Origin of the sequence: Methylobacterium mesophilicum SR1.6/6 (assembly GCF_000364445.2) — a bacterium.
Classification (GTDB): domain Bacteria; phylum Pseudomonadota; class Alphaproteobacteria; order Rhizobiales; family Beijerinckiaceae; genus Methylobacterium; species Methylobacterium mesophilicum_A.
In genome coordinates, this window is the sequence record NZ_CP043538.1 from 3,440,465 (window position 1) to 3,466,572 (window position 26,108).

Here is a 26,108-nt window from a genome sequence, read left to right on the forward strand (position 1 = left end):
GCCCTCGGCGCCGGGGCGAATTCCTGAACTTGAATATCGATATAGGGTCGGCGGCTGACCAACCCAACCTTTGGTCGCGTCCGGGCTCCCGGTTCGCGGCGCCGATGCCTGCGGCACAGGGCCATCGTCGTCCTGGCCCCATTCCAGACGACGAGCGCGGGTCGCCACATTCGTCGCAACCGAACTCCAACCTAACCCCCTCATCCTGAGGTGCCGGAGCGCAGCGCAAGCCTCGAAGGAGCCCTCCTTCAAGGCAGCTTCGCTGCACCTCAGGATGAGGGCGCGGGCTGGATACCCCCGTTCGACTGCGTCCTAGAGCGACAGGCTCAGGCCATCGTGCGCCACCGTCCATCCGGCCGCCTCGACATCCGCCCGCTCCGCCGAGTCTTCGACCAGCACCGGGTTGGTATTGTTGATGTGCACGAACACGCGCCGCCCGATCTCGACGGCCGCCAGCGCGTCGATCGAGCCGTTGTCGCCGCGCATCGGCACATGTCCCATACGCCAGCCGGTCTTTGTCCCGACGCCGGCCCGGATCATGTCGTCATCGTGCAGGACAGTGCCGTCAAACAGCAGCACGTCCACGCCCGCGATCCGCGCCCGCAACCCGTCCGTGACCCGCGCGCAACCGGGAATATAGGCGAGTCGACGGCCGCCGGCCTCGATCAGGGCGCCGACCGTGGTCTCGGTCTCGGCACCGATCTCCATCCGCTCGTCCTCCAGCCAGAGCGGCACCTTGCCGGGCACCGGGAAGAGCGTGACCGAGAGGCCGGGGAGCGGTTCGAAAGTCTGGTCCATGCCGATCGGCCGGCGGGCGACCACACCCTCTGCCATCACGTCGAACACGCGGTTGCCGTTGACCGAATCGAGGATGCCGGGCGTGCCGTACAGCGTGTAGGCCTGCCCCTCACGCAGCGTCAGAAGTCCTGCGACATGATCGACGTCGCCGTTCGTCAGGAGAACGGCACGGATCGGCGAGTGGCGCAGGCCCTCGCGCGGGTGCATCTCGCGATTGTCGAAGAGTTGTTGCCGAATATCCGGCGAGGCGTTGATCAGAAGCCAGTCCGACCCGTCCGCGGAGACCGCGATGCTCGACTGGGTCCGATGCCGCACCCGGTCCGGCTCGGACCGTGCCAGCGCGCAGATGGGGCAGCGGCAATTCCATTGGGGAAGGCCGCCGCCAGCCGCGGAACCGAGGATCACGACGCGCATGTGCGGCTCCCGAGATCCCCGGCCCGAAAACTCAGTTGAAGGTGTCGATCTCGGCCGACTCGTAGCTCGTCACTTCCATGCCGACGCAGATCTCGGACACGACGGGGGCAGCCCACTTCATGGTGTTTCTCCTTGGGATATCTTCACCAAGTGCCAGGCGGATCCTAAGAAGACCCTAAGACACTGATGGCGCTCTCATTTCCGGCGCGACACAGGTATCGACGATTCAGTCGCGCGCTTCAAGCACGAAATTGCCGGATCATCCCAAATTTTTCGTGAGACACCGGCTAAATAACCGGCCACCATCGTGAAACATCGGCATCTAGGACTTAAGTACAGGCCCTCACTGCCGGAAGTCGGGACCGCGCAATTCCAGCATGAATCCCTTGCCGCGGACGGTGGTCAGCGTCGGCCCGCCGAAGCGGACGAAATCGGCCATCTTCGAGCGCAGGTAACCGATGTAGACGTCGACGACGTTGAGCGAGAGGCCGCCCTGGCTGGCCCAGAGGCGGTCGAAGATCTCCGCACGGGAGACCGGCTTCCCGATGCTCTCCATCAGCATGGCGAGCAGGTCGGCCTCGCGAGGGGTCAGTCGGGCGCTGGCCTCGCCGCAGCTCGCCTGGCGGGTTTCGAGGTCGAGCATCAGCTTGCCCGCCGTGAGGCGCGAGCGGGGCGCCTCGGCCTGCTCGCGGCGCATCAGGTGGGTCCGCAGGCGGGCGACCAGCTCGTCGAACTCGAACGGCTTGATGATGTAGTCGTCGGCCCCGAGCGCCAGCCCCTCGGCGCGGTCGCGGATCTCGTCGCGCGCGGACAGGAACAGGATCGCGCCTGGGAAACCGCCCTCGCGCAGGGACCGGCAGACGTCGTGGCCCGACCCGTCCGGCAGGTTGATGTCGAGGAGCACGGCACCGGGCGCGGGATCGTGCGCGGCCTTGAGCGCCTCATCGACGCAGGCCGCCGTGCCAACCTCGAATCCTTCCGCCTCCAGGCCTCGGGCGAGGAGGCCGCGGATGTCGATGTCGTCCTCGACGATCAGGATCCGCGTCATGCAGCCGGTTCCCTCACCTGTGCGTCGCCGGCCGCGTTTCCGGCCGTGCCCATATCCCATGCCGGATCGAGCGCCGGAATGTCCAGGCTGACGCGGGCGCCGCGCCCGTCGGACCCGGCTCCCAGCCGGATCGTGCCGCCGTGCTGCTCGACGATCCAGCGCGCCAAAGCGAGGCCGATGCCGAACCCGGTCTCGTCCGGGCCTGCCCCCTGGCCGCGCCGGAAGCGCTCGAACAGCTCGTCTTCCGAGGTGCCGAAACCCGGCCCGTCATCCGTGATGGTGATCCGCCCGACAGGACCGGGACCGGCGGCCAGGGCAACCTCCACCCGCGTCAGGCCGGCGGCGTGGCGCAGGGCGTTGTCCACGAGACTCTCGACGGTCTGGCGGATCCATTCCCGATCGGCCAGGCACTCGACATCCCGCGTTCCGGGATCGAGGGTCAGGCCGACCCGGCGCCGCGCCGCCTCGGAGGCCATGTTGTCTACCGCCTCCGACAGGACCAAAGCGAGGCCGAGGGGCCGCTTGTCGAACTCGATCTCTCCGGATTCCGAGCGCGCCACCCGCAGGAGGTCCTCGACGCGCAGCTTGAGGCGCTGTGCGCGCTTCTTGATCGTCGCGAAGACCGGCCCCGGATCGGTGCCGCGGGACGCGCTCCGCAGGGCGAGGTCGCATTCGCCGAGAATCACCGTGAGCGGCGTGCGCAGCTCGTGACTGACATCCGCGAAGAAGCGCCGCCGCGACTGGTCGACCGCCTCCAGGCGTGCATTGGCGGCGCGCAGGTCGGCGGTGCGCGCCGCCACGGTATCCTCCAGTGCCGCCCGGTCGGCCGCCACCCGCGACTCGCGCCGGGCGAGTCGGGCGGCCATGCGGTTGACGTTCGTCATGAGCAGGCCGAGCTCGTCGCGGGTCGCGACGGAGAGGCGCGTGTCGAGGGCGCCGTGGCCGATGGCGCTCGCCGCCCTGCGGACTTCCTCGATCCGCGCCAGGGTTGGCCGCGTGACGCCGCGGTAGAGAATCGCCAGCAGCACCAGGGCCGCCGCCACGGCGGCGGCGGCGGCCACGCGGAGGCGTTCGGACAAGGCGCGGGCTTGGTCCGACCCCAGCGACATGCTGCGCCGCTCGGCCTCGATGAGGAAGGAGAGCGGCTGACCGGTCATGGCGCCGAAGCCGTTGAGCGCGCCTTTGATGGCGTCCTGGCGCCGCTCCGAGTCGGTCTGGCGGCTGATCAGGGCGACCTGCCGGTCGAGCACGACGCGGGCGGCCCGCAGCTGCGCCATGGGACGGGTGCGCGCCGCATACTGCATCCGGTCGGCGGGATCGTCGCTCGGCGGGAAGCTCCGGGCGAGCGCCTCGTCCACGGTGTTCAAGGCACGGTCGGCGTTGTTGCGGGCGATCGCCATCGCCTCCGGCTGGCCGTCGGGATTGCCGACGGTCTCGACGGCGGCGAGACCGAATTGCGTCAGACGGCCCGACAGCTCGGCGAGGAGTTCCAGGCGCCGCTGCGCCTCCAGGATGCGGTCGACGGTGCGCTCCGCCGCGCCGATCGCGGCCAAGGCGGCCGCGGCAGCCAACATCACCACGATGGCGGTGCCGCCGAGCAGCAGCGCGAAGCGGACCTTCAGCGAGCGCATCGTTCCCGTACCGCTCCCAATGCGGAGCCGAGCATGTCACTGGCCGGCCCGGGAACCAAGGCGCTCACAGATCTTTCGGCAAGCCCTCCTTGGCGGCGCAGCGCCAGCGCTCCACGTGCCACTCGGGATGGGCGGCCTGCCAAGTCGCCAGCGCACTCTGCGAGTTGCGGAGGCACACGAAGGGGCTCGATTTCTCGAACGACATCTCGATCCGGTCCTCGCGGCAGGTCGAGGGCTGGGCGACGAGGCAGATCGACAGCAGCAGCAGCATGGGCGCCTTCCCGGGCTGCCGGCCTCGGACGGGCCGGCTTGGCGCGGAGCATAGGATGCATCCGCGTCCCTTGCCCAGGCGGCGTCAGGCCGCGACCCAGATCTCGCCCTTCGCGATCGTGGCGAGGTCGCCGGAATACCGGCGCAGCGGTCGGTCGAGGAGGGCGGCGTGCTCGGCGCTGAGGCCGCGCAGGGCCTTGGCCAGCAGCCGCAGGAACACGAGATCGTGCGTCCCGGTCTCCACGAAGGTCTCGGCCATCCGGCCGTGGGCGCCGAGGAGAAGCGTCCCCCGCCGCATCCCGAGACCCGGATGGTCGCCCACCGCCAGGGCCGCCAGGGTGCCGGCGATCATCCGCGATCCCGCGAAGGCGCCGGCCCGGCCCGCCACGATGGTCCCGCGCCGCATGCGGTCGCCGAGATGCGCGCCTGCGGAGCCGCGGATGACCAGCGTCGCGCCGTCGAGCCCGGCCTTGGCGGCGTAGACCGCGCCGCCGGCATGGTCGCCGGCGTCGCCCTCGACGGTGATCGTGCCGCCGGTGGCGCCGGAGGCCGCGTATGGACCGGCATTGCCGGTGACGGTCAGGCTGCCGCCTGCCATGCCGGCACCGAGGCGCTGGCCGACATCGCCGTCGACCCGGATCGCCCCCTCGGACAAAGCGGCGCCGACCCGATCGAGGCGCTCGTGGCCGCCCTCGATGGTCAGGGTATCGGACCCGTCGAGGGACACGGCGAAGCAGTCGCCGAGCCGCACGCCGGTCCGAGTGGTGCCGATTTCGAGGCGCTCGGCCTCGCCTTGCGAGAGGCGGCTCAGGGCGAGCGGGTTGATGTTGAGGAAGTCGAGCCGCTCGGGCGGAGCCGCGCGCAGGGTGAGGGTGCTCACGGCTCAGCCCTCCTTCGTGGCGTCTTGCGGCGCGAGCAGGTCGCGCAGGTGGTAGTGGTGGCGGCCGAGATTGCCGCCGTAATTGCCGGCCGTGACGGCGATCAGCCCGTGCTTGCCGCCGATCTCGGTGGCGGCGTGCAGGCCGGCGCGCATCGAGTCGGACACGCCCTGCGAGGTGAGGGCGTCGATCACGATCTCCAGCACCACGCCGCACTCGGCCGGGAGCGCCGAGCCGGCGCGGCCCTTCAGGGTCGGGCAGTAGGCGTCGTTCGTCGAGGCCATCATGCCCTTGGTCCGGCCGCCGACCTTGGAGCCGGAGCGGACGATGCCGCCCGGGAACGGCAGGATCGCGCCGGGGACCGCCTTGGCGGCCTCGACGGCGATCTCGGCGACCTTCAGCGTCTCGGCGTGATTGCGCCCGAGGAACAGCAGGTTGCCGCCGCCGACCGCGCCGTCGACGGCCCGGACCGAGTCCTCGCAGAGGAACTCGCCGTCCATCACCGGAATGCGCCAGTAGCGCCGGGCCTTGCCGGTGGCGTCGGGCAGGCGCTTGGCCACCGCGAACCCGTCGCCGAAATAGCGGATCGCGCCGCCGAGCTTGATCTTGGTCGGCCCGTCGACGCCCGCGTAGCAGGCGGTGCCCGGACAGGTGAGGATGCACTGGCCGACGCGCTTGATCAGCTGGTCCTTGAGGCCGTTCGGCTCGAAGCCGAACAGCAGGATGCGCACGCCCGGCCGCCCGTCCGGCGTCTCCTCGGGCGACAGCTCGGCGTCGATGCCGGCCTCGGCGCCGCAGCCGATCACCGAGGTGGCGAAGCCGGTCATCGTGGTCGCGGCGATCATCGCCCACTTGGCGGTGTCGTTCGTGACGATGATGGCCGTGCCGGCCACGTCGAACGCCTCCGCGAAGGTGTCGACGACCGGGATGCCGTTGAGGGAGAGGTCAGACATCGTACTTCCCGCGGCTCGGCCCGCTGATCACACCCGGCATGGCACAGCCTCGAAATTCTCCCGGCCCTCGCCGAAGGCCGCGTCGGGGACGGCGAAGCTGTCGAGCCCTTCGCCGAACCGCTCCGTGAGGTAGGTGTCGGCGCGCTTGGCCATAGCCTTGTCGGACTCGACGGTCAGCGACAGCGTGCGGCCGGCGCGCCACTCCACGACCTCGCCGTCCTCGACGATCGGCACGCCGTCCTTGAGGACGAGCTTGGCGGCGGTGAACATCGCGGTGCGGTTCGCGTCGTCGCGGTAGACGGCGACGTCGGCCCGAGCGCCGGCCCGCAGGTGGCCGCGATCGGCGAGGCCGAGGAGCTTCGCCGGTCCGGACCGGGTCAGCTGCGCGATCTCCGAGAGCGTGTACTCGCGCTCCAGCCCGGGGAGGCTCGAGCGCTCGCCGACCACGCTCGGCAGCGTCGCGATCTCGCGGTCGCGCTCCGATTTGTCCATCAGCAGGTGGATGATGCGCGGGTACTGGGTGAACGGGCCGCCGTTCGGGTGATCGGTGGTCAGGATCGTCCGCTCTGGATCGGTGGAGAGCAGCATGATCTCCAGGCCGATCGCCCATTGCAGCGAGCTGGTCGGCCCCCGGGGCCGGTACAGGAACGGCACCACGCCGCCGCCCTCGGCGTCGCCCGCGTTCAGGACCCACTTCTTCGGCTTGGCGCCCTTCCGGCCGGCGAACTGGCGGAGGATGTCGAGCGACACCGTCACGGTCTGGCCGAACACGACCTGCCCGATATCGAGGGTGGCGTTGGGGTTGTCGGTGATCGCCTGGGCGATGCGCTCCGCCGCCGAGCGGAAACCGCCGGTGCCGGGATTGGCCGTGTCCACGGCGCCGTAGGCGTAGAACTGCGCGTGGGCGAAGTGGATGCGCCGGCCTTCGGCCGCATCGAGCGTCGCCATGAAGCTGTCGTCCGCTCCCGGCAGGCCCAGATTGTTGCAGTGGACGTGCAGCGGGTGCGGGACGCCGATCTCCTCCACGGCGTCGAGGAGCGAGCCCATGATCTGCCGGGTCGAGAGCCCGTAGCAGGGGATCTCGTCGTCCAGCGACAGGCGCAGGGCCCCGTCCTTGAAGGCGGAGGCGCCGCCCGCGTTGATGCACTTGACCCCGAGGCCGCGCGACTGGGCGACCGACAGGGCGACGAGGTCGCGCACGGCGGTACCGCCCTGGCGCTCGCGGAGGAGTTGCAGGAGCTGGTCGTCGTTGCCCATCACCGTGAGGGCGCCGCGGTCGAGCAGCGGGATGTCGGCGAGTTCGAGCTGCGTCCCGAGGGCGTGGGTCGGCGGCATCGCCGGCTCGACGGCCGTGGTGTAGCCCATCCGCGCGTAGGTCGAGCCGATCCAGGCCGCCGCCCCGCCCGCGTGGGCGAACGGATGACCCTCGGGTGCCGCCTCGCTGACGTAGAGGTCGGGCAGGAGCAGACGCGAGGTGATCACATTGCCGCCGGCGATGTGCGAGTGCACCTCGACGCCGCCCGCCATCACCACGCAGCCCGCGGCGTCGACCACCGCGTCGGGCTCGCGGCCCGGCGGATCGATCACGCGGCCGTCCTCGATCCAGACGTCACCGACGGAATCGCGGGACGCGGTCGGATCGACGACGCGCCCGCCCCGGATCACGCTCAGCATGCGGACACACTCCTCGACGCGGCTTGGCCCGAGTTCTGGCCCGAGTTCTGGCCCGAGTTCTGGCCTGCGAGCAGACGCTCCTTGAGGGCGCCCAGCACCGACGCGGCCGGCGGCAGCTCCGATGGGGCCGAGGCCGGCCAGAAGGTCAGCGCGGCACGCTGCTCATTCCACAGCACGCCGCCATGGTCGCGGCCGGGCTGGCCAACCGCGATCACCACCTCAGCAGCTTGCGCGTCGCCGTCCGCGACCAGCGCGACGGACGGCACGTTCGACAGCCAATCCGGGCGCGCCACCGGTACGGAGGCGAGCCAGAGGACGGCATCCGCTTCGCCGGCGGCGACCTGCCGTGCGGCGTCGAAGCGCCAGGGATCGTGCTCAGGGACGCGGCGGCCGAAGCCGCTGCGCGGGGCCTGCCCGGTGAGCCAGGCCGAGACTGGCACGACCGCGCGGTCCTGCCCGGTGCCGCCGACCGCGAGGGTGAAGCAGCGGGTGGTCTCGCTCAGCTCCATGGCGAGGCCCTGGAGCATCTCGACGCCGTACGCCCCGAGTTCGGCGGGATCGTAGAGCAGGACGCCGTATTGCGCGGCGGCGAGCCGGGCCGCGATCTGCCCGGGGAGGCCATCCCCCGCCAGATGACCGCGGGCGCAGGCCCGCAGCACGCCGACAGCCTCCGGCAGGCCATTCCCGGCCGGCCAAGCCAGCGTGGCGGTCGCGTTCGCGCCGACCGCCAAGAGGGCGCGATCCGATCCGGCGGCGCGCCCGCGGGTGGGCTTGGCGTCGATCAGACGCTTCAGGAGCGGGGCCTGCCAGGCGGCGGCGCCCACCACCAGCACCACATCCGCCCGCCCGACGGCCTCGGCCGGCGTCGTCGTCAGGGCGCCGACCCGGCTCAGCGAGCCGAGTTCCGCATAGGTCCCCGCCGAGCCTGCAGTATCGACGGAAGCGCCGATGCGTCCCGCGAGATCGTAGGCCGCGCGGATCGCGGCGACATCGGCGCTCATGCCGGCGATGACCGGCGCGCGCGCCTTGGCGATGAGGGATGCGGCCGCCTCGATGGCGGTGCCCGCGTCCGTCGCGCCACCCTTCACCCAGGCTGCCATGCTCCCTCTCGCAACGTTCTTGCTTGGTTTCGGAGCGGGCGACGGCCGTAAGACCTGACGAAGCGGGCAAGCCCCATGAACCTGGGCCCCCACAGAGTCGGAATGGCACGCCCGCCCGGCAAGTCCCGGGCAGACGGCAAACTCGGCACGCCGTCGCGGGGCCTAGGTTTGCATTCATCCGCCCACCGCGGCAAGGGGGGCGGACGGCGATCCCTGTCGGGAAGTGGCGCGCCAGGGATGGTTTGCCGCCGCCGGAGACCCCGCCGCACTCTCAGGCCGCGGTCGCCTGACGCGTGCTGCGCGCGAAGATCGGTCGGGCATCCCGCCGCTTGTCCCCTGTGACGGACCGGCGAAGAGACGCGGGTTTCAATCTGGGGGCGGGCCGCGACGGAAGCGCGAAGGCGGTCACGCGACGGTTCGACGAAACCAGAGGGGCCGGATTGCCTTAACCATGGGCAAGATTCGCCGGCGGCCGCGCCGAACGGATCACCGTTGCCCGGCTCCGGGCCACATGTGACAAGCGCGCCGGGCATGCGCCGGGCTTGCAGGATTCGAGGGAAACGTGGTGGGCGATGTCCCCGGGCGGAACGAGGTGGCGGTGGCGGGCGCCGTGCGGGTCGAGGCCCCGGCGCGGCTGCATTTCGGCTTCCTCGACCTGCACGGAGGTCTGGGCCGACGCTTCGGTAGCATCGGCCTCGCCGTCGACGAGCCCTCTCTGGCCCTGACTGCATGCCGGGCGAAGCACCCTTCGGCGGAGGGACCCGAGGCGGACCGCGTGCGTGGCTACGCCGAGGCTGCCGCCGCACATCTCGGCGTCCGCGGGGACGTGGCCGTCGCGGTGGAGCGGGCGATCCCGGCCCATGCGGGTTTCGGCTCGGGCACCCAGCTCGCGCTGGCCGTGGCCGCCGCGATGGCCCGCCTGGAGGGCCGGCCCTTCGCGGCGGAGGCGTTCGCGGCCAGCCTCGACCGGGGTAACCGCTCGGGCGTCGGCCTGTGCGCCTTCACGGAGGGCGGCCTGATCGTCGATGGCGGACGCGGTCCCGATGGAGGACCGCCGCCGGTCGTCGCGCGGCTGCCCTATCCCGAGGCCTGGCGCGTCGTTCTCATCCTCGATCGGAGCATGGACGGCGTGCACGGGACGCGCGAGGTCGAGGCCTTCCGCGACCTGCCGCGCTTCCCGGAGGCGCAGGCGGCAGAGATCTGCCGGATCACCCTGATGCAGGTGCTTCCGGCCGTCGCCCTGGCGGAGCCTCAGGGTTTCGGTGCCGGGATCACGCGGATCCAGGATCTGATCGGCGACCACTTCGCACCCCATCAGGGCGGCCGCTACGCGAGCGCCGCGGTGGCGCAGGCCCTGGCGAATGCCGCCGCGCAGGGCGTGCCCGGCTACGGCCAGTCCTCCTGGGGACCGACCGGCTTCGTGCTGATGCCCTCGGAGGGCGAGGCTCGTACCCTCGTGGCCTCCCTCGACCGAGGCGGCCCGCTCCGGTTCATCATCGCCCGCGGGCGCAACCGGGGCGCTTCGGTGTCCGGACCGAACTGACCCTGCACGCCCGGACTTGACCCGGAACACCGCTCCGGGTTTGGACGGAGGCAAGGCGCAACTGTCGCGCGCCGGACGAGGATTTCATGGCCCGCTCGATCCTCCACATGCTGACGCCGCTCCGGCACATGAGCCCGTTCGACGTGAACATGGCCGTGGATGCCGGCTTCGAGACCGTGGTGACCTACACGGAGGTCAGCCTCGCGGACGTGGTCTCGCTGACCCAGGACTCGATCTTCTCGCGGGCGCCGGGCGACGGCACCCGGACGGGGATCTTCATCGGCGGCAAGAATGCCGAGGACGCCCTCGACATGGTCGACCGCGCCAAGAAGGCCTTCGTGCCGCCCTTCGTGAACCACGTCTTCGCCGACCCGGCGGGCTCGTTCACCACCGGCGCCGCCATGGTCGCGCAGGTGTCCCGCGCCCTGCGCCAGAAGTTCGACACCGACCTTAAGGGCAAGCGCATCGTGATCTTCGGCGGCGCCGGCGTCGTTGCCTACGTGGCCGCGGTGATCGGCGCCCTGCAGGGCGCCACCACCGTGCTGGTCGGCCATGACGGCGAGGAGCGGGTCTCGAAGATCGCCTTCACGATGAAATGGCGCTTCGGCATCGAGGTCGGTGCCGTCGACGGGACCACCCCCGAGGACCGTCGCGCGGCCATCCGGGACGCGGACGTGATCCTGTCCGCCGGTCCCGCCGGGATCCCGATCCTCTCGGCAAAGGATCTGGAATCGGCGCCGAAGCTGCTCGTGGCCTCCGACGTCAACGCCGTGCCGCCCGCCGGCATCGCAGGGATCGACGTCAACGCCGTCGATGTGCCGCTGCCCACCGGGAAGGGTGTCGGCATCGGTGCGCTGGCGGTCGGCAACGTCAAGTATCAGACGCAGCGGCGCCTGTTCGACCGGATGCTGGCCTCCGACACGCCGCTCTGCCTCGATTTCCGCGACGCCTACGCGCTCGCGGTGGAGATCGCCGGCTAAATCGAGCCGGGCCCGGCTCAGGATGGCCGACGCGGTCCTGATCGCCGCCCAGGCCGGGCGCGCCCTGGCCGAGGCAGCCCGTCGCGCCGGCCTCCGGCCCTACGTGGCCGACCTGTTCGGCGACTCGGACACGCGGGCACTGGCCGAAGCCTACCGACCGTTGCCCGGACGGTTCGGTACCGCCCTCGCCGACCACGCGACGCTGAACGCCCTCGACGAGATGGCCCATCGGGCCGGCCCTGTTGTCGGCCTCGTCCTCGGCAGCGGTTTCGAAGATGCGCCAGGGCTCGTCGCGCGCCTCGCCGAGCGGCACCGACTCGTCGGGGCCTCGGCCGAGGCCATCGCGACGCTGAAGGATCCGTCGGACTTCGCCGCGCTCTGCGCGCGCCTCGGCGTGCCGCATCCGGCGGTCTCGAAGGATCCTCCACCGGAGCCGGTGCAATGGCTGCTCAAGCGGGCGGGCGGCAGCGGCGGCAGCCATATCCGGCCGGCGACCCGTGCGGCGGCGCCCCCGGGCCACTACTTCCAGAGACGCGTTGCAGGCCGGCCGCACGCCCTCAACTTCCTCGCCGATGGCCGCACGATCCGCGTCCTCGCCGTGACCGAGCAATGGTGCGCGCCGTCCCCGATCAGGCCGTTCCGCTACGCCGGAGCCCTGGCGCGCGGGCCCGGCGAGCCCGACGCACTCGGTCCTGCAACCGCGGCGGCGATCGCCGCCGGCGCCGAGCGGATCGTCGCCGCCACGGGGCTGCGCGGCCTCGGCAGCGCCGACGTTCTGGTCGACGGACCCGACTGGTGGCTCACCGAGATCAATCCGCGTCCCGGCGCGACGCTGGACATCCTCGACCGGCGCGCCACGCCGATGCTGGCGGCCCATATCGCGGCCTGCCTCGGCACAATGCCGGATCCCGGCCCGCAACCGGCTGGTGCGGCGGCCGCGCAGATCTGTTACGCGGACCGAGAGCTTGCGCCTGTTCCGGACCTCGACTGGCCGGACTACGTGCGCGACCGCCCGTGCCCCGGCTCGGTGGTCCGCCGCGACGCGCCGCTCTGCACGGTGCTGGCCGAAGGCGCGGACCGGGCGGAGGTGCTCGCCCTGTTGGAAACGCGGATGGCGCGCCTGCGGGCCATCCGCGCGGCGAAGAAAACACACCCCGAGGAAGCCCTGTGATGAGTGCCAGCCAAACCTATCCCAGCGTCAATGCGCTCTCGGGCCCGCTGATCGAGCGCCTCGTGGCCGACGCCGCGACGCTGCGGCTCTCCGTGTCGCAAGCCGCCGGTGGCGCCCGCATGATCGACGCCGGCGCGCAGGCGAAGGGCTCGATCGAGGCGGGCCGGCGCATCGCCGAGATCTGCCTCGGCGGCCTCGGCACGGTGACCATCGCGCCGAGCGGGCCGATCGCGACCTGGCCCTACTCGGTGACGGTCCACGCAGCAGACCCGGTGCTCGCCTGCCTGGGCAGCCAGTACGCGGGCTGGAGCCTCGCGGACGAGACCGGGGATTCCGGCTTCTTCGCCCTCGGCTCGGGGCCCGGCCGCGCGGTCGCGGCCGTCGAGGATCTCTATCAGGAACTCGGCTATCGCGACGCGGCGTCCAAGACTGCGCTCGTCCTCGAGGCGGCCGGCGGACCGCCCGACAGCGTGGTCGCCAAGGTCGCCGAGGCCTCCGGCCTCCGGCCCGAGGACCTGACCTTCATCTTCGCGCCGACCCAGAGCCTCGCCGGTTCCACCCAGGTGGTGGCGCGCGTCCTGGAGGTCGCGCTCCACAAGGCGCACACGGTCGGCTTCGACCTGCACACCATCGTGGACGGGATCGGCTCCGCGCCGCTGTCGCCCCCGCACCCGGACTTCATCAAGGCCATGGGCCGGACCAACGACGCCATCATCTATGGCGGGCGCGTCCAGCTCTTCGTGGACGCCGACGATGCCGACGCGAAGCAGCTCGCCGAGCAGCTGCCCTCCACCACGTCGAGCGATCACGGCGCCCCGTTCGCCGAGATCTTCGCGCGGGTGAACGGCGATTTTTACAAGATCGACGGCGCGCTGTTCTCGCCGGCCGAGGCGATCGTCACGTCGGTCCGCTCCGGCGCCACCTACCGGGGCGGACGACTGGAGGCCACTCTGGTGGACGCTTCGTTCGCCTGAGTGGCCGGCTTGGCGCATCGCCGCGGCGATGCGGGTGCCGGCACCCGCTTCTCCCCTCCCACGGCAGCGGGGGAGGGGAGCAAGGCGAACCGACCGCCAACTTCGCGGTACCGGAGGCCCATGCGCCTGCTCGGACGAGCGACCTCGGTCCCGGCCATCCCTGAGAGCCGAGACTTTCCCAACCACCAGGACCCCGATGCGCATCGGACTCGCGGCCGATAACGGCACTTGGCATCGAAACCGGCTCCTCACAGCCCTGCAGGCTCAGGGCGTCGAGCCGGTTCTGTTCTCCCTCGCCGACGTCGCGGTGGTCACCGGCGGCGGCGAGCCCCTGCGGGTGCCGGGCTTTCCCGAGGCGCTTCCGGACGGGGTCCTGATGCGGACCATCGCGGGCGGCACCTTCGAGGCCACGACGATGCGCCTCGGCGTCCTTCACGCCCTGGTCTCGGCGGGCGTGACCGTCTGGAACGCGCCGACCGCCATCGAGCGCTCGGTGGACAAGGCGGCCACCTCGCTCCTCATCGCCCGGGCCGGCCTGCCGACGCCGGCCACCTGGGTGTTCTCGAAGCGCGAGGCCGCCGCCGCCCTGGTCGCGACCGAGGCCCGGCCCGGCGCGCCGCTCGTCCTCAAGCCGCTGTTCGGCTCGCAGGGGGAGGGGCTCGTGCTGATCGAGCGGCCGGAGGATCTGCCCGACGAAGAGGCGGTGGCGCGGGTCTACTACCTCCAGCGCTATGTTCCGCGTCGCGACGGGTTGTGGCGCGATTACCGGGTCTTTGTCTGCGACGGGCGCGCCATCGCCGGCATGATCCGCGAGGGCGACGGCTGGATCACCAACGTCCACCGGGGCGGCCGGCCGCTGACCTGGGCGATGCCGCGGGCGGCGGCCGAACTCGCGGAGGCCGCCGCCGCGGCCGTCGGGGTCGACTATTCCGGCGTCGATCTGGTTGAGGACGGGGAGGGCGGCTTCTCGATCCTGGAGGTCAATTCCATGCCGGCGTGGTCGGGTCTGCAGACCGTCTGCGAGACCGACATCGCCGCCGCCGTGGTGCGCGGGTTCCTGGCCGCCGCCCGCGGCGCGAGCCGTCCCAGGCTCGTGGTCGCATGAGCATGCGCGACAGCACGCTCGACGCGGGGCTGATCGGAACGCTCTACCGGGCGGCCTGCCTGGCGGAACTCGACGCCCTCAAACCCGGCAACGTCCACGCCTTCGCGGCCGGCCACCGGATGGTGGTGGCCGACTTCATCACGAGCGCCGACGTCTCCGCCCCGGCCCTGGCGCAAGCGGGGACCGGGATCGGCGCGCGCGTCCGCGACGGCGTCGCCGCCACGATGGCGGCGGTGGGCCAGAACACGAATCTTGGCATCCTGCTGCTCTGCGCTCCGCTGGCGGTCGCCGCCGAGCGAGGACAGTCGGTCTCGGCCAGCCTCGGCAGCCTGCAGAGCCCGGATTCCGAGGCGGTCTTCGCCGCGATCCGCCTCGCCAATCCCGGCGGCCTCGGGCGGGCCGGCAACCACGATGTCGCCGCGCCGGCGCCGAAATCCCTGCTGGAGGCCATGGCGGAGGCTGCGGGGCGAGACCGGATCGCCCGCGCCTATGTCGACAACTTCGCCGACGTGGCGGCGATCGGCCTTCCGGCATTGTCGGCGGCCCGCGAGACGGGGCTCGACCCGTCGTGGTGCACGAGCGCGGTCCATCTCGCCTACCTGCGGTCGGTCCCGGACAGCCATATTGCCCGCAAGGCGGGATCGGCGACTGCCGAGGCCGTTCGGCGGGAGGCCGAGGCGGCGCTGACCGGACTCGATCTGGCCTGCAAGCCGGTCACGCCGCTCCTCGCCCTCGATGCCTCGCTCAAGGCCCGCGGCCTGAACCCCGGCACGAGCGCAGATTTCACGGTCGCGACCCTGTTCTGGGACGCCCTCGCGGCGGCGGGCGCCGTGCTGGCCTGAACCGCACCCGGGTTCCATAAATTTCCCCGCGCGGACAATAAGAAATTCCTTCGTTGCAGGGCCTTGCGCGGGTTGTGAGCCGCAGGGCCCCGCTGTAGGGTCCGCCGCGCTGTCCGGCCCAACCGGCTCGGCTCATCCGGCTCGGCCGGCATGGTCGGGCGCCGATAACAAGGATGGCTTCCCGGCCGCGGCACCGCCCGGCGCGCGGCTCTATTTCGGAATCCAGGGAGAGACACCGAATGGCGAAGATCACCAAGGTTCAGGTCGGCGAAGCGCTCGTCGGCGACGGCAACGAGGTCGCCCACATCGACCTCATCATCGGACCGCGCGGTTCGCCGGCCGAGTCGGCTTTCTGCAACGGCCTCGTGAACAACAAGCACGGCTTCACCAGCCTGCTCGCGGTCATCGCGCCGAACCTGCCGTGCAAGCCCAACACCCTGATGTTCAACAAGGTCACCATCAACGACGCCCGCCAGGCCGTCCAGATGTTCGGACCGGCCCAGCACGGCGTTGCCAAGGCCGTTCAGGACGCGGTGGCCGAGGGCATCATCCCGGCGGACGAGGCCGACGACCTGTACATCCTGGTCGGCGTGTTCATCCACTGGGAGGCGGCCGACGACGCCAAGATCCAGAAGTACAACTACGAGGCGACCAAGCTGTCGATCCAGCGCGCCGTGAACGGCGAGCCGAAGGCCTCGACGGTCACCGAGCAGCGCAACTCCGCGCAGCACCCCTTCGCCGCCAACGCTTAGATCGGGGACGGTCCTGGGCAGAGCGAGCCTCCGCCCGCACCGCGGGGCCTGCTCCAGCGACTGGCTTCGATCTTCCTTGGCCGATAGGTAGGCTTCTGAACGGGACGGCTCGCGCCGTCCCGTTTTTCGTTTGTCCTCTGCGCCGGAATAAACGTTGCCGGTCGGTGCTGCAGGGGATGCAGCGGCGTGATGTCCTGCCCGGTTGATGGGTGACGGCACGATCCGCATAGGCGACGCACCGAGACGGTCGGGTTGGTGAGGCACCACCCGTCTGAGGTCGTCGCGGCGATCGAGCGATCGATTCCCTTGGTGGCCGAGCCTCGGCAACGCTTCTTCTGCCTCGGCGCCGAAATCGAAGCCGATCTCGGCCGTACGGAGGGCAGACCGATCCAGGCTGGCCGCGTCGAACGGTGAACGCCTCAGCGCGGGGGATCGGAGCGGCGTCGGGAGATGCCTGGAAGAAAAAGGGCCGCCTCTCGGCGGCCCCTCCTCGTCTCGCAGGTCGGCTGAGGACTTAGAAGTCCATGCCGCCCATGCCGCCGCCCGGCATCGCCGGGGCAGGGCTGTCCTTCTTCGGCGCGTCGGCGACCATCGCCTCGGTGGTCACCAGCAAGCCGGCCACGGAAGCCGCATCCTGCAGTGCAGTGCGCACCACCTTGGCCGGGTCGACGATGCCGGCCTGGATCATGTCGACGTACTCTTCGGTCTGCGCGTTGAAGCCGAAGGTCTCCGAGCCCGTGTTGTCGGTGATCTTGCCGACCACGATCGAGCCCTCGACGCCCGCGTTCTGGGCGATCTGGCGGATCGGAGCCTCAAGGGCCTTCAGCACGATCTTGATGCCGGCCTGGACGTCCGGGATGTCGGACTTCAGCTCGGCGACCGCCTTCTTGGCGCGCAGCAGCGCAGTGCCGCCGCCCGGGACGATGCCTTCCTCGACCGCCGCGCGGGTGGCGTTGAGGGCGTCGTCGACGCGGTCCTTCTTCTCCTTCACCTCGACCTCGGTCGCGCCGCCGACGCGGATCACCGCGACGCCGCCCGCGAGCTTGGCCAGACGCTCCTGGAGCTTCTCACGATCGTAGTCCGAGGTGGTCTCCTCGATCTGCGCCTTGATCTGGGCGATACGGCCCTCGATGTCGGACTTCTCGCCGACGCCGTCGATGATCGTGGTGTTCTCCTTCTCGATGCGCACGCGCTTGGCGCGGCCGAGCATGGGGAGCGTCACGTTCTCGAGCTTGATGCCGAGATCCTCGGCGATCATCTGACCCTTGGTCAGGATCGCGATGTCCTCGAGCATCGCCTTGCGGCGGTCGCCGAAGCCCGGCGCCTTGACGGCCGCGACCTTCAGGCCGCCGCGGAGCTTGTTGACCACGAGGGTGGCGAGCGCCTCGCCCTCGATGTCCTCGGCGATGATCAGGAGCGGCTTGCCGGTCTGAACGACGGCCTCGAGCACCGGCAGCATCGCCTGGAGCGACGAGAGCTTCTTCTCGTGGATGAGGATGTAGGGATCCTCGAGCTCGGCGACCATCTTCTCCGCGTTCGTGATGAAGTACGGGGAGAGGTAGCCGCGGTCGAACTGCATGCCCTCGACGACGTCGAGCTCGGTCTCGGCGGTCTTGGCCTCCTCGACGGTGATGACGCCCTCGTTGCCCACCTTCTGCATGGCGTGGGCGATCATCTGGCCGATCTCGGTGTCGCCGTTCGACGAGATGGTGCCGACCTGCGCGACCTCGTCGGAGGTCGAGACCTTCTTGGCGCGCGAGGTGATGTCCTTGACGGCAGCCTGCGTGGCGAGGTCGATGCCGCGCTTCAGGTCCATTGGGTTGATGCCGGCGGCGACGTACTTGGCGCCCTCGCGGACGATGGCCTGGGCCAGCACGGTCGCGGTGGTGGTGCCGTCACCCGCGATGTCGTTGGTCTTCGAGGCCACTTCGCGCACCATCTGGGCGCCCATGTTCTCGAAGCGGTCGGAGAGCTCGATCTCCTTGGCGACCGTCACACCGTCCTTGGTGATGCGCGGGGCGCCGAAGCTCTTCTCGATCACGACGTTGCGACCCTTCGGGCCGAGCGTCACCTTCACCGCGTCGGCGAGGATGTCGACGCCGCGCAGCATCTTATCGCGGGCGTCGGCGGAGAAACGAACGTCTTTCGCTGCCATTGTGTGCCTCTTAGCTACTGGTTGAACCCCAAGGCCGGGACGGCCTCAAAGGGCGATGACGGGTGATCCGATCAGACGGCGACGACGCCCATGATGTCGGATTCCTTCATGATCAGAAGGTCCTGACCGTCGATCTTGACCTCGGTGCCGGACCACTTGCCGAACAGGACGCGGTCGCCGGCCTTGACGTCGAGCGGGTTGACGCGACCCTGCTCGTCACGGGCGCCGGGGCCGACGGCGACGATCTCGCCCTCCTGCGGCTTCTCCTTGGCGGTGTCCGGGATGATGATGCCGCCCTTGGTCTTCTCCTCGCTCTCGATGCGACGGACGACCACGCGGTCGTGCAGCGGACGGAACTTCATGAGCTGCCCTCTTGCTTCAGGTCTGGAGTTGGCGTTGATGCGGCCGGCGGGACCGCTCGCGAACTCGACTGTTAGCACTCTGTCTCGGCGAGTGCCAAAGACGGCGGCGAGATAGGCTCGGTCCGTGTCCGAGTCAAGGCTGTCGCACCCCCGCGCGACGGTGCGATGACGCGGCGGCGCCCTCTTTCTCCCTCACGGATAACGCGCCCCGATGCTGAACCTGCACGGACCCCACGGCCCGGTGGCATCGCAACCCGGCAGCGCCGTCGCGCCCGACGCCGTGTGGCTTGACCTGAATGATCCAACCTCCGAGGAAGCCGCCGCGGTCGAGGCGGCCACTGGCCTGCGCGTCCCGTCCCGGGCCGCCCTTTCGGAGGTCGAGACATCGAGCCGCCTGCGCCGGGTCAAAGGTGGCCTCTCGCTCTCGACGCCGATGATCACTTTCGAGCAGAGCGCATCGCAGCTGAAGCCGCTGGGCTTCCTGCTCACCAAGGATCATCTCGTCACGATCCGCTTCCACGACCTGCGCGCCTTCGACTCTTCCGCGAAGCGGATCTCCGACGGCGACGGGAGCACGACTCCGAGCGAGATCTTCCTGGTGGTCCTTGAGGAGCTGGTGGACAGCCTCGCCGACGCCCTGGAGGACATGGCGTCGGAACTCGATTCGCTGTCGACCCGGATCTTCGACTTCGACGTCCGCGGCAAAGACCGCCGCCGCCTGGAGAGCCCGCCGCCCCGCCGCCGCGATCTCGCCCTGCGCCGGATCCTGCGCGGCATCAGCAACAGGGGAAAAGTGCTGGGCAAGATCCGCGCGAGCCTGCTGGGCCTGGAGCGGATCGTGCCGTTCGTTTCGGCCGCCTGTGACGGCCTCGGCCTGCCTGAGGACGGCCGGTTCGACACGATCCGGCGCGACATCGAATCCCTCGACGAGTTCGAGACCAGGCTGGCCGAGAACGTTCAGTTTCTCCTCGACGCCGCCCTCGGCCTCATCAACATCGAGCAAAACAACGTCTTCCGTGTCCTGACTGTGGTCTCTGTAGTCGGTGTCCCGCCCACGCTGATCGCCTCGATGTACGGCATGAACTTCAAGCACATGCCGGAGCTGGATTGGGCCTACGGCTACCCCTACGCCCTCGCCCTCATCCTCCTGAGTGCGGTCGCGCCAATCGTATACTTCCGCATTCGCGGATGGTTCTGATATTTAAACGCATATCGAGTAATTTTTCTCCTCATAAAAATTTATGGTCAGTAACACCTCAAATTTTATCGCAAATCTTTGAGTTTTTCGTGGCTAGCAGGAACGAGCAAAACGAAAATAGCTGTCGATTAGACTCTCTTTAACCGAGCGGGCGCTACACGGCGTCAGTTTGGAGCATACGAAATCATGTTCAAGCGGGCGACGTACAGCGAAGCGCAAGCCAAGATCGAAGCGCTCGATCGATCACTGGCCATCATCGAGTTCGGACTGGACGGTCAGGTTCTGAACGCGAATAAAAACTTCCTCAAAGTGATGAAATACTCGCTCGCTGAGGTTGTCGGCAAGCATCATCGCATCTTCGTCGATGACACTTATGCGCAGACAGCCGAATATGCGGCGTTCTGGGACAGGCTGAAAGGCGGCCACTACGTGACCGGGGAGTTCCCCCGGATCGACAAGGAGGGCGCCACCGTCTGGCTGGAAGCGACCTACAACCCGATCCTGGACGCGAAGGGCCAGCCGGTAAAGGTCATCAAGTTCGCCTCCGACATCTCGGCAAAGAAGAAGGAGATCACCCGACTTTTGACGATGATCGACAACGTTCCGGTCGCGGTGATGACCGCCGACCTGAACGACGACTTCAAGATCGATTATCTCAATGCCACGTCGCGTAATACGCTGGCCACGATCGAGCAGCATCTGCCGGTCCAGGTCGACCAGATGCTGGGCTGCTCGTTCGACGTCTTCCACACGAATCCGCACCATCAGCGCAGCATGCTGGCCGATGCGAGCCGGCTGCCGCATACCACCAAGATCAAAGTCGGACCGGAAACCCTGAACCTGCGGGTGACGGCCGTGAACGACGAGAAGGGCCGCTACATCGGCCCGATGCTGACCTGGGCGGTCGTCACCGCACAGGTGAACATGGAGACGGACGTGAAGCGCGTCGTGGACGCGGTGGGGTCCGCGATCCACGAGATGCAGACCTCAGCCGAGGGGCTGATGCACTCGGCGGAATCCGCCCGCCACAAGGCGTCGTCGGTGGCGGCGAATTCGGAGCAAATGAACGGGGCGATCCAGGAGATTTCCGGACAGGTCGGCCGCGTCTCCGAACGGGCTCAGCAGATCGCCGTCCAGGCCGAGACCACCGACGCGACGATGCGGCAGCTCGCCGAGAACGCCCGCAAGGTCGACGCAGTGGTCGGCATGATCAAGTCGATTGCCGATCAAACGAACCTGCTGGCGCTGAACGCCACCATCGAGGCGGCCCGCGCCGGCGCGGCGGGCCGCGGCTTCGCGGTCGTGGCCTCCGAGGTGAAGGCGCTGGCCGAGCAGACCGCCAGAGCCACCGGTGAGATCACCCAGCAGGTCTCGGCGATCCAGGCCGCCACGGGTGACGCGGTCGGCGCCATCGAGATGATCACCGCGGCGGTGGGCGAGCTCTCGAAGCTCACCCTGGCGATGGCGAGCGCCGTCGAGGAGCAGGCCGTCTCGACCCACGAGATGGCTGGCAATATCGGCGGCGTCTCGGAGGCGGCGCATGCGACCGGTCAGCTCGCCCAGGCCGTCCAGAGCATCGCCGAGAGCCTCGCGGGCCATTCGACGAGCCTGTCGGAGAGCGTGACCCGGTTCATGAAGACGGCCTGAGCGGGCTCGGACCACACCTGAAACCGGCGCCGTTGTCCTCGCCGGCGCAACGAGCCGGTCGGCGCTGCAACCCGAGGCTCGCCACCTGTCTCGGAGCGACGCCGCAGGCGCGATCGTGCAGAGCGGTCAATCCCGGGCCAGCTGTCCCCGGCCGATCGCGAAGACCCGGCCGTCGCCGAGCAGATGGGCGGTGAAGCCCTTCGGGAACAGCCCTTCGATGGCCTTGTCACGCACGTTCAGACCGCCCGCAAAGGCACCGAAGGCCGGCATGACGAGCCGCGTCCCGTCGGTGACGAAGCAGCGGCGGCGCACCGCCCGGCCGCGCATCGCAACCTTCCCGCAGGGATGGAGGTGGCCGGCGATCTCGCCGGGCGCGGCGTCCGGGCTCGGCTCGTGGCGCAGGACGAGGCCGCCGATGGTCACGGCCTCGGCGTAGCGCCCGCCGATGCCCTCGCTGACGGCGGCGTCGTGGTTGCCGGCGATCCAGACCCAGTCGCGCCCCTCCTGCAGCGCCGCCACCATGGCACGGTCGCCCGGCTCCATGCGCTCGGGACCGCGGGCATCGTGGAAGGAGTCGCCCAGCGCGATGACGCGGGCGGGTTCGTGGCGCACCACTGCCTCGTGCAGGCAGGCCAGGGTCTCGCGGGTGTCGTAGGGCGGCAGGAACTGACCGGAACGGGCGGCGTAGGACGAGCCCTTCTCCAGGTGCAGGTCCGAGACGATGAGCGTCCGATGGTCCGGCAGCCAGAGGCCGCCGCAGAGGTCCAGCACCAGGGTCTCGCCCGCGAGCTGCAGCGTGGGGTGCTTGTGAGTCTTCTCGAGTCTCAGGCCGGCCGCCAAGATCGCATCCTCGGTATCGTCGGGGGAGGGCGGATCGACGGTCAGGACAGAGCCTCTTGGAGAAGCTCCGCCTCGGCCTCGGCCAGGATCTCGTCGGCACCCTCGCCGTAGACCCGCTCGCGCCCGATCTCGAGCATCACGGACACGGAGAGCGGCGAGACCCGGTCGAGAGACCTGTGGATGATTCGCCCCTGGATGCGCTCTAGCATCATGCCGAGGCGCCTCACGTCGAGGAGTCCGGTTGCCGCATCCTGCCGCGCGGCCCGCAGCAGGAGGTGGTCGGGCTGGTGCTTGCGCAGCACGTCGTAGATCAGGTCGGTCGAGATCGTGACCTGCCGTCCCGACTTCTTCAGCCCGGGATGATGGCGCTCGATCAGGCCGGCGATCACCGCGCACTGGCGGAAGGTGCGCTTCATCATCGCCGACTCGTCGAGCCACGCCTCCAGGTCGTCGCCCAGCATGTCGACGGCGAAGAGGTCGGCGATGAAGTCCGCGTCGATCGCGGCGCGCTCGGAGACGTCGCGGGTCGACCAGATGGCGATCCCGTAATCGTTGGCCGCGAAGCCGAGCGGCCGGAGCCCGGCGCGCTCCAGCCTTCGGGTCAGCAGCATGCCGAGCGTCTGATGGGCGAGGCGGCCCTCGAACGGGAAGGCGGTCAGGTAGTAGCGCTTGCCGCGCGGAAAGGTCTCCACCAGCAGATCCCGCTCACCCGGCAGGACCGAGCGGCGGCGCTGCTGGAGCAGGTACTCGCCGATCTGCTTCGGCAGCCGGTCCCACGCGAACGGGTCGGCGATCAACGCCCGGACCCGGGCGGCCAGGAAGGTCGAGAGCGGGAACTTCGCGCCGGCATAGGAGGGGATCGCTGGGTCGGTGCCGGGCGGCGCCCGGGTGACGAGGCACTCGTCCTCGGCGAGCCCCTCGAAGCGCAGGGTCTCGCCGGCGAACAGGAAGGTGTCGCCGACGGTCAGCGTCTCGGCGAACTCGTCCTCGATCTCGCCAAGCACGCGGCCGGACTTCGGAAGGACGGTGCCGGGCTTGCCGCGCAGCGTCCGACCCAGGCGCACCCGCACGCGTGCCGCCTCCACGATGGTGCCGACATTCATCCGGTAGGCCTGGGCGGTGCGGGCATCGCGGACCCGCCAGAGTCCGTCCGGTCCGCGCAGGATCTTGGCGAAGCGTTCGTAGGCGCGGAGCGCATAGCCGCCGGTGGCGACGTAATCGACCACCAGCTCGAAGGATTCCCAGGTCAGGCCGGCATAGGGCGCGGCCGAGACGATCTCGTCGTAGAGCTCGACCGGATCGAAGGCGTCGGCGCAGGCCATGCCGAGGACGTGCTGGGCCAGGACGTCGAGGGAACCCTGGCGGGCGTCGGGCGTGTCCTGGGCCGCCTCCTCGACGGCATCCAGAGCTGCCTGACACTCCAGCATCTCGAACCGGTTGCCCGGGACAAGGTAGGCCTTCGACGGCTCGTCCATGCGATGGTTGGCGCGGCCAATCCGCTGCATGATCCGGCTGGCACCCTTCGGCGCGCCGACATTGACCACGAGATCGACGTCGCCCCAGTCGATGCCGAGGTCGAGGGTGGCGGTGCAGACGATCGCCCGCAATTGGCCCGCCGCCATGGCGGCCTCGACCCGGCGGCGCTGCTGCGCGTCCAGCGAGCCGTGATGGATCGCGATCGGCAGGGCGTCCTCGTTGAGCCGCCACAGCTCCTGGAAGGTGTACTCGGCCTGGAGGCGGGTGTTCACGAAGACCAGGGTCGTGCGGTGCTGTTTGATCAGCTCGTAGATCGCCGGCATCGAGTGCCAGGCGGTATGGCCGGAGATCGGCAGCGCCCGGCCGAGATCGAGCATGCGCAGATCTGCCTTCGCGCCGCCGGCGACGGTGACGAGGTCGGCCATCGGTGGCACCACTGTCCCACCCTCCGCAGAGGGGGGAGGGAGGGTCTGGCTCTGCGGCACCAGATACTTCCGCAGCTCATCCGGCTCCCGTACCGTGGCGGAAAGCCCGATCGCCGCGAGCCCTGGGCTCAGCCGGTGCAGCCGCGCGAGGGCGAGCGACAGCAGATCGCCGCGCTTCGACGTGACCAGTGCGTGCAGCTCGTCGAGGATCACGCAGCGCAATCCCGAAAAGAACTCCGACGCCTCGCGATGGGCGATCAGCAGCGCCAGCTGCTCGGGCGTGGTCAGCAGGATATCGGGCGGCCGGCTGATCTGGCGCGTGCGCTTGTGCGCCGGCGTGTCGCCGGTGCGCGTCTCGACGCGGACCGGCAAATCCATCTCGGCGATGGGCGCGTCGAGGTTGCGGGCGATATCGACCGCGAGCGCCTTCAGAGGCGAAACGTAGAGGGTGTGAAGGCCCTTCGGGATCAACTTTTGCGGGCCGCGCCGTGAGCCGGCGACGAGGCTCGGCAGGAAACCCGCCAGCGTCTTGCCGGCTCCGGTGGGCGCCACGAGCAGGGCGGAGCGGCCGGCACCCGCAATCCGCAGGAGATCGAGCTGGTGCTGCCGGGGCGCCCAGCCACGCGCGGCGAACCAGGCCCGGAACTGCTCCGGCAGGATCTCCGACGGGTCGCTCAGGCGAGCGCCATCAGGAAGCGGTCGATCAGCTCAAGGGCCCGCTCGCTCATCGGGCTCGGATAGCGGGCGAAGACGTGGCAGCCCCCGGGATAGATCGCTGTGTGGCCGCCGTTGCCCGCCGCAGCCCAGCGCGCCGACATGTAGAGCGTGTCGTCGAGCAGCGGGTCCATGGTCCCGATGGTAAACAGGGCGGGCGGAAGTCCCTTCAACTCGGCGTAGATCGGCGAGACGTCCGGCCGTCGCCGGTCGATACCCTCGCGGACGTAGCCGTCGGCGAAGCTCGTCAGGTCGCGGGTGTTCACGACGAGACGCTCCTCGCCCCAGTTCCGCACCGACGGGGTCAGGCCCAGGTCGAAGAAGCCCGCGTTGAGGTTGGCGCCGCGGAAGGCCCGGGGGAGGTTGTGCTTGTCCCGCAGCCGGAGCAGCACCATCACGGCGAGGTGGGCACCCACCGACTCGCCGCCGATGGTGAGCGCGTGGACGCCGAACTCGGTCTTGCCTGGACCGGCGAGCCACAGGGCCGCCGCTTCGCAGTCCAGAAGAGCCGCCGGATAGGGGTGCTCCGGGGCGAGGCGATAATCGACCGACAGGGCGACGAAGCCGCAGGTGTCGGCGATCCGCTCCAGCCAGGGATCCTGCTCGTCGGCCGAGCCCCAGACCCAGCCGCCGCGGTGGACGTGCAGATAGGCGCCGCGCAGCTTCGTACCGGGCTTCGGACGGACAACGCGGAGCCTCAGGGGCCCGCCCGGGCCGTCGATTGTCAGCCACTCGGCCCGGGCGCTGTGCGGCATGGCGGGCGCGGCCTTGGTTCCGGCGCGGCGGCGCTCGCGCACCTCCGCGATCGGGAGTGACCAGGGATCGGGCAGGGCGGCGTGCGCCGCGACGATCTCGGCGTTGAGCCGGAGCGTCTCGGGATCGATCGTCGCCGGGTCGAACAGGGCGTGGTCGATCATCGTGCGTTTGGTCCTGTCGGCACTCAGCGCCTCCCACGAAACTTCCGGTGTCCCGAAGGTCTCCCATCGGCAACGACTGCGCAAAGGGAGTTTCGTGCGACGCTTAACCCATCGCCGGTCCCGCGCATCTTGGCGAGACCGGCGCCGCTTGCCATCTCGGGTCCGCGGGAGAAACCCGCCAACGCTTGATCGGCCCGCGGGTTTCACCGCGGTGTGGTGCGGCGGCCACGGTTCCGCCCGC

At 69.9% G+C, this 26,108-nt stretch carries 23 protein-coding genes; 9 read left to right on the forward strand and 14 right to left on the reverse strand.

What is annotated here, in order from left to right:
• Positions 1-312: 312 nt before the first annotated feature.
• The 9 genes from pqqB to MMSR116_RS16470 form a co-directional block, all read right to left on the reverse strand.
• On the reverse strand, positions 313-1,212 hold the full coding sequence (pqqB, locus tag MMSR116_RS16430) for a pyrroloquinoline quinone biosynthesis protein PqqB (RefSeq protein WP_010682019.1): 900 nt from the start codon (positions 1,210-1,212) through the stop codon (positions 313-315).
• 31 nt (positions 1,213-1,243) lie between these two features.
• Positions 1,244-1,333: a pyrroloquinoline quinone precursor peptide PqqA gene (gene pqqA, locus MMSR116_RS16435; RefSeq protein WP_007564431.1), complete on the reverse strand. Its 90-nt coding sequence runs from the start codon at positions 1,331-1,333 to the stop codon at positions 1,244-1,246.
• A 222-nt stretch (positions 1,334-1,555) separates the two neighbouring features.
• A complete protein-coding gene (locus tag MMSR116_RS16440) occupies positions 1,556-2,260 on the reverse strand; it encodes a response regulator transcription factor (RefSeq protein WP_010682017.1) in 705 nt (234 codons plus the stop codon).
• Positions 2,257-3,891, reverse strand: a complete 1,635-nt coding sequence (locus MMSR116_RS16445) for a sensor histidine kinase (protein WP_010682016.1) — start codon at positions 3,889-3,891, stop codon at positions 2,257-2,259. Before MMSR116_RS16445 ends, MMSR116_RS16440 begins: the two co-directional genes overlap by 4 nt.
• Before the next feature lie 64 nt (positions 3,892-3,955).
• Entirely contained in the window at positions 3,956-4,162 is a 207-nt protein-coding gene (locus MMSR116_RS16450) for a hypothetical protein (RefSeq protein ID WP_010682015.1), read from the reverse strand.
• Positions 4,163-4,246: 84 nt separating this feature from the next.
• Complete coding sequence (locus MMSR116_RS16455) at positions 4,247-5,041, reverse strand: formylmethanofuran dehydrogenase subunit C (RefSeq protein WP_010682014.1); 795 nt, start codon at positions 5,039-5,041, stop codon at positions 4,247-4,249.
• Between the two features lie 3 nt (positions 5,042-5,044).
• Positions 5,045-5,992, reverse strand: coding sequence for a formylmethanofuran--tetrahydromethanopterin N-formyltransferase (gene fhcD, locus MMSR116_RS16460; RefSeq protein WP_010682013.1), 948 nt, complete (start codon positions 5,990-5,992; stop codon positions 5,045-5,047).
• A 27-nt stretch (positions 5,993-6,019) separates the two neighbouring features.
• Positions 6,020-7,666 (reverse strand): formylmethanofuran dehydrogenase subunit A, encoded by a 1,647-nt coding sequence (locus tag MMSR116_RS16465; RefSeq protein WP_010682012.1) that lies wholly within the window; start codon positions 7,664-7,666, stop codon positions 6,020-6,022.
• Positions 7,660-8,766 (reverse strand): tungsten-containing formylmethanofuran dehydrogenase subunit B, encoded by a 1,107-nt coding sequence (locus MMSR116_RS16470; protein WP_010682011.1) that lies wholly within the window; start codon positions 8,764-8,766, stop codon positions 7,660-7,662. Before MMSR116_RS16470 ends, MMSR116_RS16465 begins: the two co-directional genes overlap by 7 nt.
• Before the next feature lie 565 nt (positions 8,767-9,331).
• Here MMSR116_RS16470 and MMSR116_RS16475 point away from each other — a divergent pair.
• The 7 genes from MMSR116_RS16475 (at position 9,332) to fae (ending at position 16,133) form a co-directional block, all read left to right on the forward strand.
• Positions 9,332-10,309 carry a beta-ribofuranosylaminobenzene 5'-phosphate synthase family protein gene (locus tag MMSR116_RS16475; protein ID WP_010682010.1) on the forward strand — a complete coding sequence of 326 codons (978 nt, stop codon included), beginning with the start codon at positions 9,332-9,334 and terminating at the stop codon, positions 10,307-10,309.
• An 86-nt stretch (positions 10,310-10,395) separates the two neighbouring features.
• The gene (locus MMSR116_RS16480; RefSeq protein ID WP_010682009.1) at positions 10,396-11,289 is read left to right on the forward strand and encodes an NADP-dependent methylenetetrahydromethanopterin/methylenetetrahydrofolate dehydrogenase; all 894 of its coding nucleotides are present in this window, start codon (positions 10,396-10,398) and stop codon (positions 11,287-11,289) included.
• Positions 11,290-11,311: 22 nt separating this feature from the next.
• Positions 11,312-12,460 carry an ATP-grasp domain-containing protein gene (locus tag MMSR116_RS16485; protein WP_010682008.1) on the forward strand — a complete coding sequence of 383 codons (1,149 nt, stop codon included), beginning with the start codon at positions 11,312-11,314 and terminating at the stop codon, positions 12,458-12,460.
• Positions 12,460-13,434, forward strand: a complete 975-nt coding sequence (gene mch / locus MMSR116_RS16490; protein WP_010682007.1) for a methenyltetrahydromethanopterin cyclohydrolase — start codon at positions 12,460-12,462, stop codon at positions 13,432-13,434. Before MMSR116_RS16485 ends, mch begins: the two co-directional genes overlap by 1 nt.
• 196 nt (positions 13,435-13,630) lie before the next feature.
• Positions 13,631-14,539: an ATP-grasp domain-containing protein gene (locus tag MMSR116_RS16495; RefSeq protein WP_010682006.1), complete on the forward strand. Its 909-nt coding sequence runs from the start codon at positions 13,631-13,633 to the stop codon at positions 14,537-14,539.
• Positions 14,536-15,381: a triphosphoribosyl-dephospho-CoA synthase gene (locus MMSR116_RS16500; protein ID WP_010682005.1), complete on the forward strand. Its 846-nt coding sequence runs from the start codon at positions 14,536-14,538 to the stop codon at positions 15,379-15,381. The genes MMSR116_RS16495 and MMSR116_RS16500 overlap by 4 nt, the downstream gene beginning before the upstream one ends.
• Before the next feature lie 239 nt (positions 15,382-15,620).
• Complete coding sequence (fae, locus tag MMSR116_RS16505; protein WP_010682004.1) at positions 15,621-16,133, forward strand: 5,6,7,8-tetrahydromethanopterin hydro-lyase; 513 nt, start codon at positions 15,621-15,623, stop codon at positions 16,131-16,133.
• A 514-nt stretch (positions 16,134-16,647) separates the two neighbouring features.
• Here fae and groL read toward each other — a convergent pair.
• Together groL and groES are read right to left on the reverse strand one after the other, a co-directional pair.
• A complete protein-coding gene (gene groL, locus MMSR116_RS16510; RefSeq protein WP_010682003.1) occupies positions 16,648-18,288 on the reverse strand; it encodes a chaperonin GroEL in 1,641 nt (546 codons plus the stop codon).
• A 71-nt stretch (positions 18,289-18,359) separates the two neighbouring features.
• Positions 18,360-18,650 carry a co-chaperone GroES gene (gene groES / locus MMSR116_RS16515; RefSeq protein ID WP_010682002.1) on the reverse strand — a complete coding sequence of 97 codons (291 nt, stop codon included), beginning with the start codon at positions 18,648-18,650 and terminating at the stop codon, positions 18,360-18,362.
• Between the two features lie 211 nt (positions 18,651-18,861).
• On the opposite strand from groES, the gene MMSR116_RS16520 reads away from it, so the two are divergent.
• The gene (locus MMSR116_RS16520; protein ID WP_010682001.1) at positions 18,862-19,848 is read left to right on the forward strand and encodes a CorA family divalent cation transporter; all 987 of its coding nucleotides are present in this window, start codon (positions 18,862-18,864) and stop codon (positions 19,846-19,848) included.
• Positions 19,849-20,034: 186 nt separating this feature from the next.
• Positions 20,035-21,495 (forward strand): methyl-accepting chemotaxis protein, encoded by a 1,461-nt coding sequence (locus MMSR116_RS16525; protein ID WP_010682000.1) that lies wholly within the window; start codon positions 20,035-20,037, stop codon positions 21,493-21,495.
• A 126-nt stretch (positions 21,496-21,621) separates the two neighbouring features.
• Here the strand turns inward: MMSR116_RS16525 and pdeM are convergent, their stop codons facing one another.
• The 3 genes from pdeM to MMSR116_RS16540 are packed head-to-tail and all read right to left on the reverse strand — an operon-like array spanning position 21,622 to position 25,867.
• Positions 21,622-22,335 (reverse strand): ligase-associated DNA damage response endonuclease PdeM, encoded by a 714-nt coding sequence (gene pdeM / locus MMSR116_RS16530; RefSeq protein ID WP_010681999.1) that lies wholly within the window; start codon positions 22,333-22,335, stop codon positions 21,622-21,624.
• 41 nt (positions 22,336-22,376) lie between these two features.
• Entirely contained in the window at positions 22,377-24,914 is a 2,538-nt protein-coding gene (locus MMSR116_RS16535) for a ligase-associated DNA damage response DEXH box helicase (protein ID WP_051072108.1), read from the reverse strand.
• Positions 24,911-25,867: an alpha/beta hydrolase gene (locus tag MMSR116_RS16540; protein WP_010681997.1), complete on the reverse strand. Its 957-nt coding sequence runs from the start codon at positions 25,865-25,867 to the stop codon at positions 24,911-24,913. The genes MMSR116_RS16535 and MMSR116_RS16540 overlap by 4 nt, the downstream gene beginning before the upstream one ends.
• Between the last annotated feature and the right edge of the window lie 241 nt (positions 25,868-26,108).

Coding starts and splice junctions, on each gene's coding strand:
- fae (WP_010682004.1), top strand. CDS start 15,621: ATGGCGAAGATCACCAAGGTTCAGGTCGGCGAAGCGCTCGTCGGCGAC.
- fhcD (WP_010682013.1), bottom strand. CDS start 5,992: ATGTCTGACCTCTCCCTCAACGGCATCCCGGTCGTCGACACCTTCGCG.
- MMSR116_RS16500 (WP_010682005.1), top strand. CDS start 14,536: ATGAGCATGCGCGACAGCACGCTCGACGCGGGGCTGATCGGAACGCTC.
- MMSR116_RS16480 (WP_010682009.1), top strand. CDS start 10,396: ATGGCCCGCTCGATCCTCCACATGCTGACGCCGCTCCGGCACATGAGC.
- MMSR116_RS16495 (WP_010682006.1), top strand. CDS start 13,631: ATGCGCATCGGACTCGCGGCCGATAACGGCACTTGGCATCGAAACCGG.
- MMSR116_RS16520 (WP_010682001.1), top strand. CDS start 18,862: ATGCTGAACCTGCACGGACCCCACGGCCCGGTGGCATCGCAACCCGGC.
- MMSR116_RS16440 (WP_010682017.1), bottom strand. CDS start 2,260: ATGACGCGGATCCTGATCGTCGAGGACGACATCGACATCCGCGGCCTC.
- pqqB (WP_010682019.1), bottom strand. CDS start 1,212: ATGCGCGTCGTGATCCTCGGTTCCGCGGCTGGCGGCGGCCTTCCCCAA.
- MMSR116_RS16450 (WP_010682015.1), bottom strand. CDS start 4,162: ATGCTGCTGCTGCTGTCGATCTGCCTCGTCGCCCAGCCCTCGACCTGC.
- MMSR116_RS16470 (WP_010682011.1), bottom strand. CDS start 8,766: ATGGCAGCCTGGGTGAAGGGTGGCGCGACGGACGCGGGCACCGCCATC.
- pqqA (WP_007564431.1), bottom strand. CDS start 1,333: ATGAAGTGGGCTGCCCCCGTCGTGTCCGAGATCTGCGTCGGCATGGAA.
- mch (WP_010682007.1), top strand. CDS start 12,460: ATGAGTGCCAGCCAAACCTATCCCAGCGTCAATGCGCTCTCGGGCCCG.
- groES (WP_010682002.1), bottom strand. CDS start 18,650: ATGAAGTTCCGTCCGCTGCACGACCGCGTGGTCGTCCGTCGCATCGAG.
- MMSR116_RS16485 (WP_010682008.1), top strand. CDS start 11,312: ATGGCCGACGCGGTCCTGATCGCCGCCCAGGCCGGGCGCGCCCTGGCC.
- MMSR116_RS16445 (WP_010682016.1), bottom strand. CDS start 3,891: ATGCGCTCGCTGAAGGTCCGCTTCGCGCTGCTGCTCGGCGGCACCGCC.
- MMSR116_RS16540 (WP_010681997.1), bottom strand. CDS start 25,867: ATGATCGACCACGCCCTGTTCGACCCGGCGACGATCGATCCCGAGACG.
- MMSR116_RS16525 (WP_010682000.1), top strand. CDS start 20,035: ATGTTCAAGCGGGCGACGTACAGCGAAGCGCAAGCCAAGATCGAAGCG.
- groL (WP_010682003.1), bottom strand. CDS start 18,288: ATGGCAGCGAAAGACGTTCGTTTCTCCGCCGACGCCCGCGATAAGATG.
- MMSR116_RS16465 (WP_010682012.1), bottom strand. CDS start 7,666: ATGCTGAGCGTGATCCGGGGCGGGCGCGTCGTCGATCCGACCGCGTCC.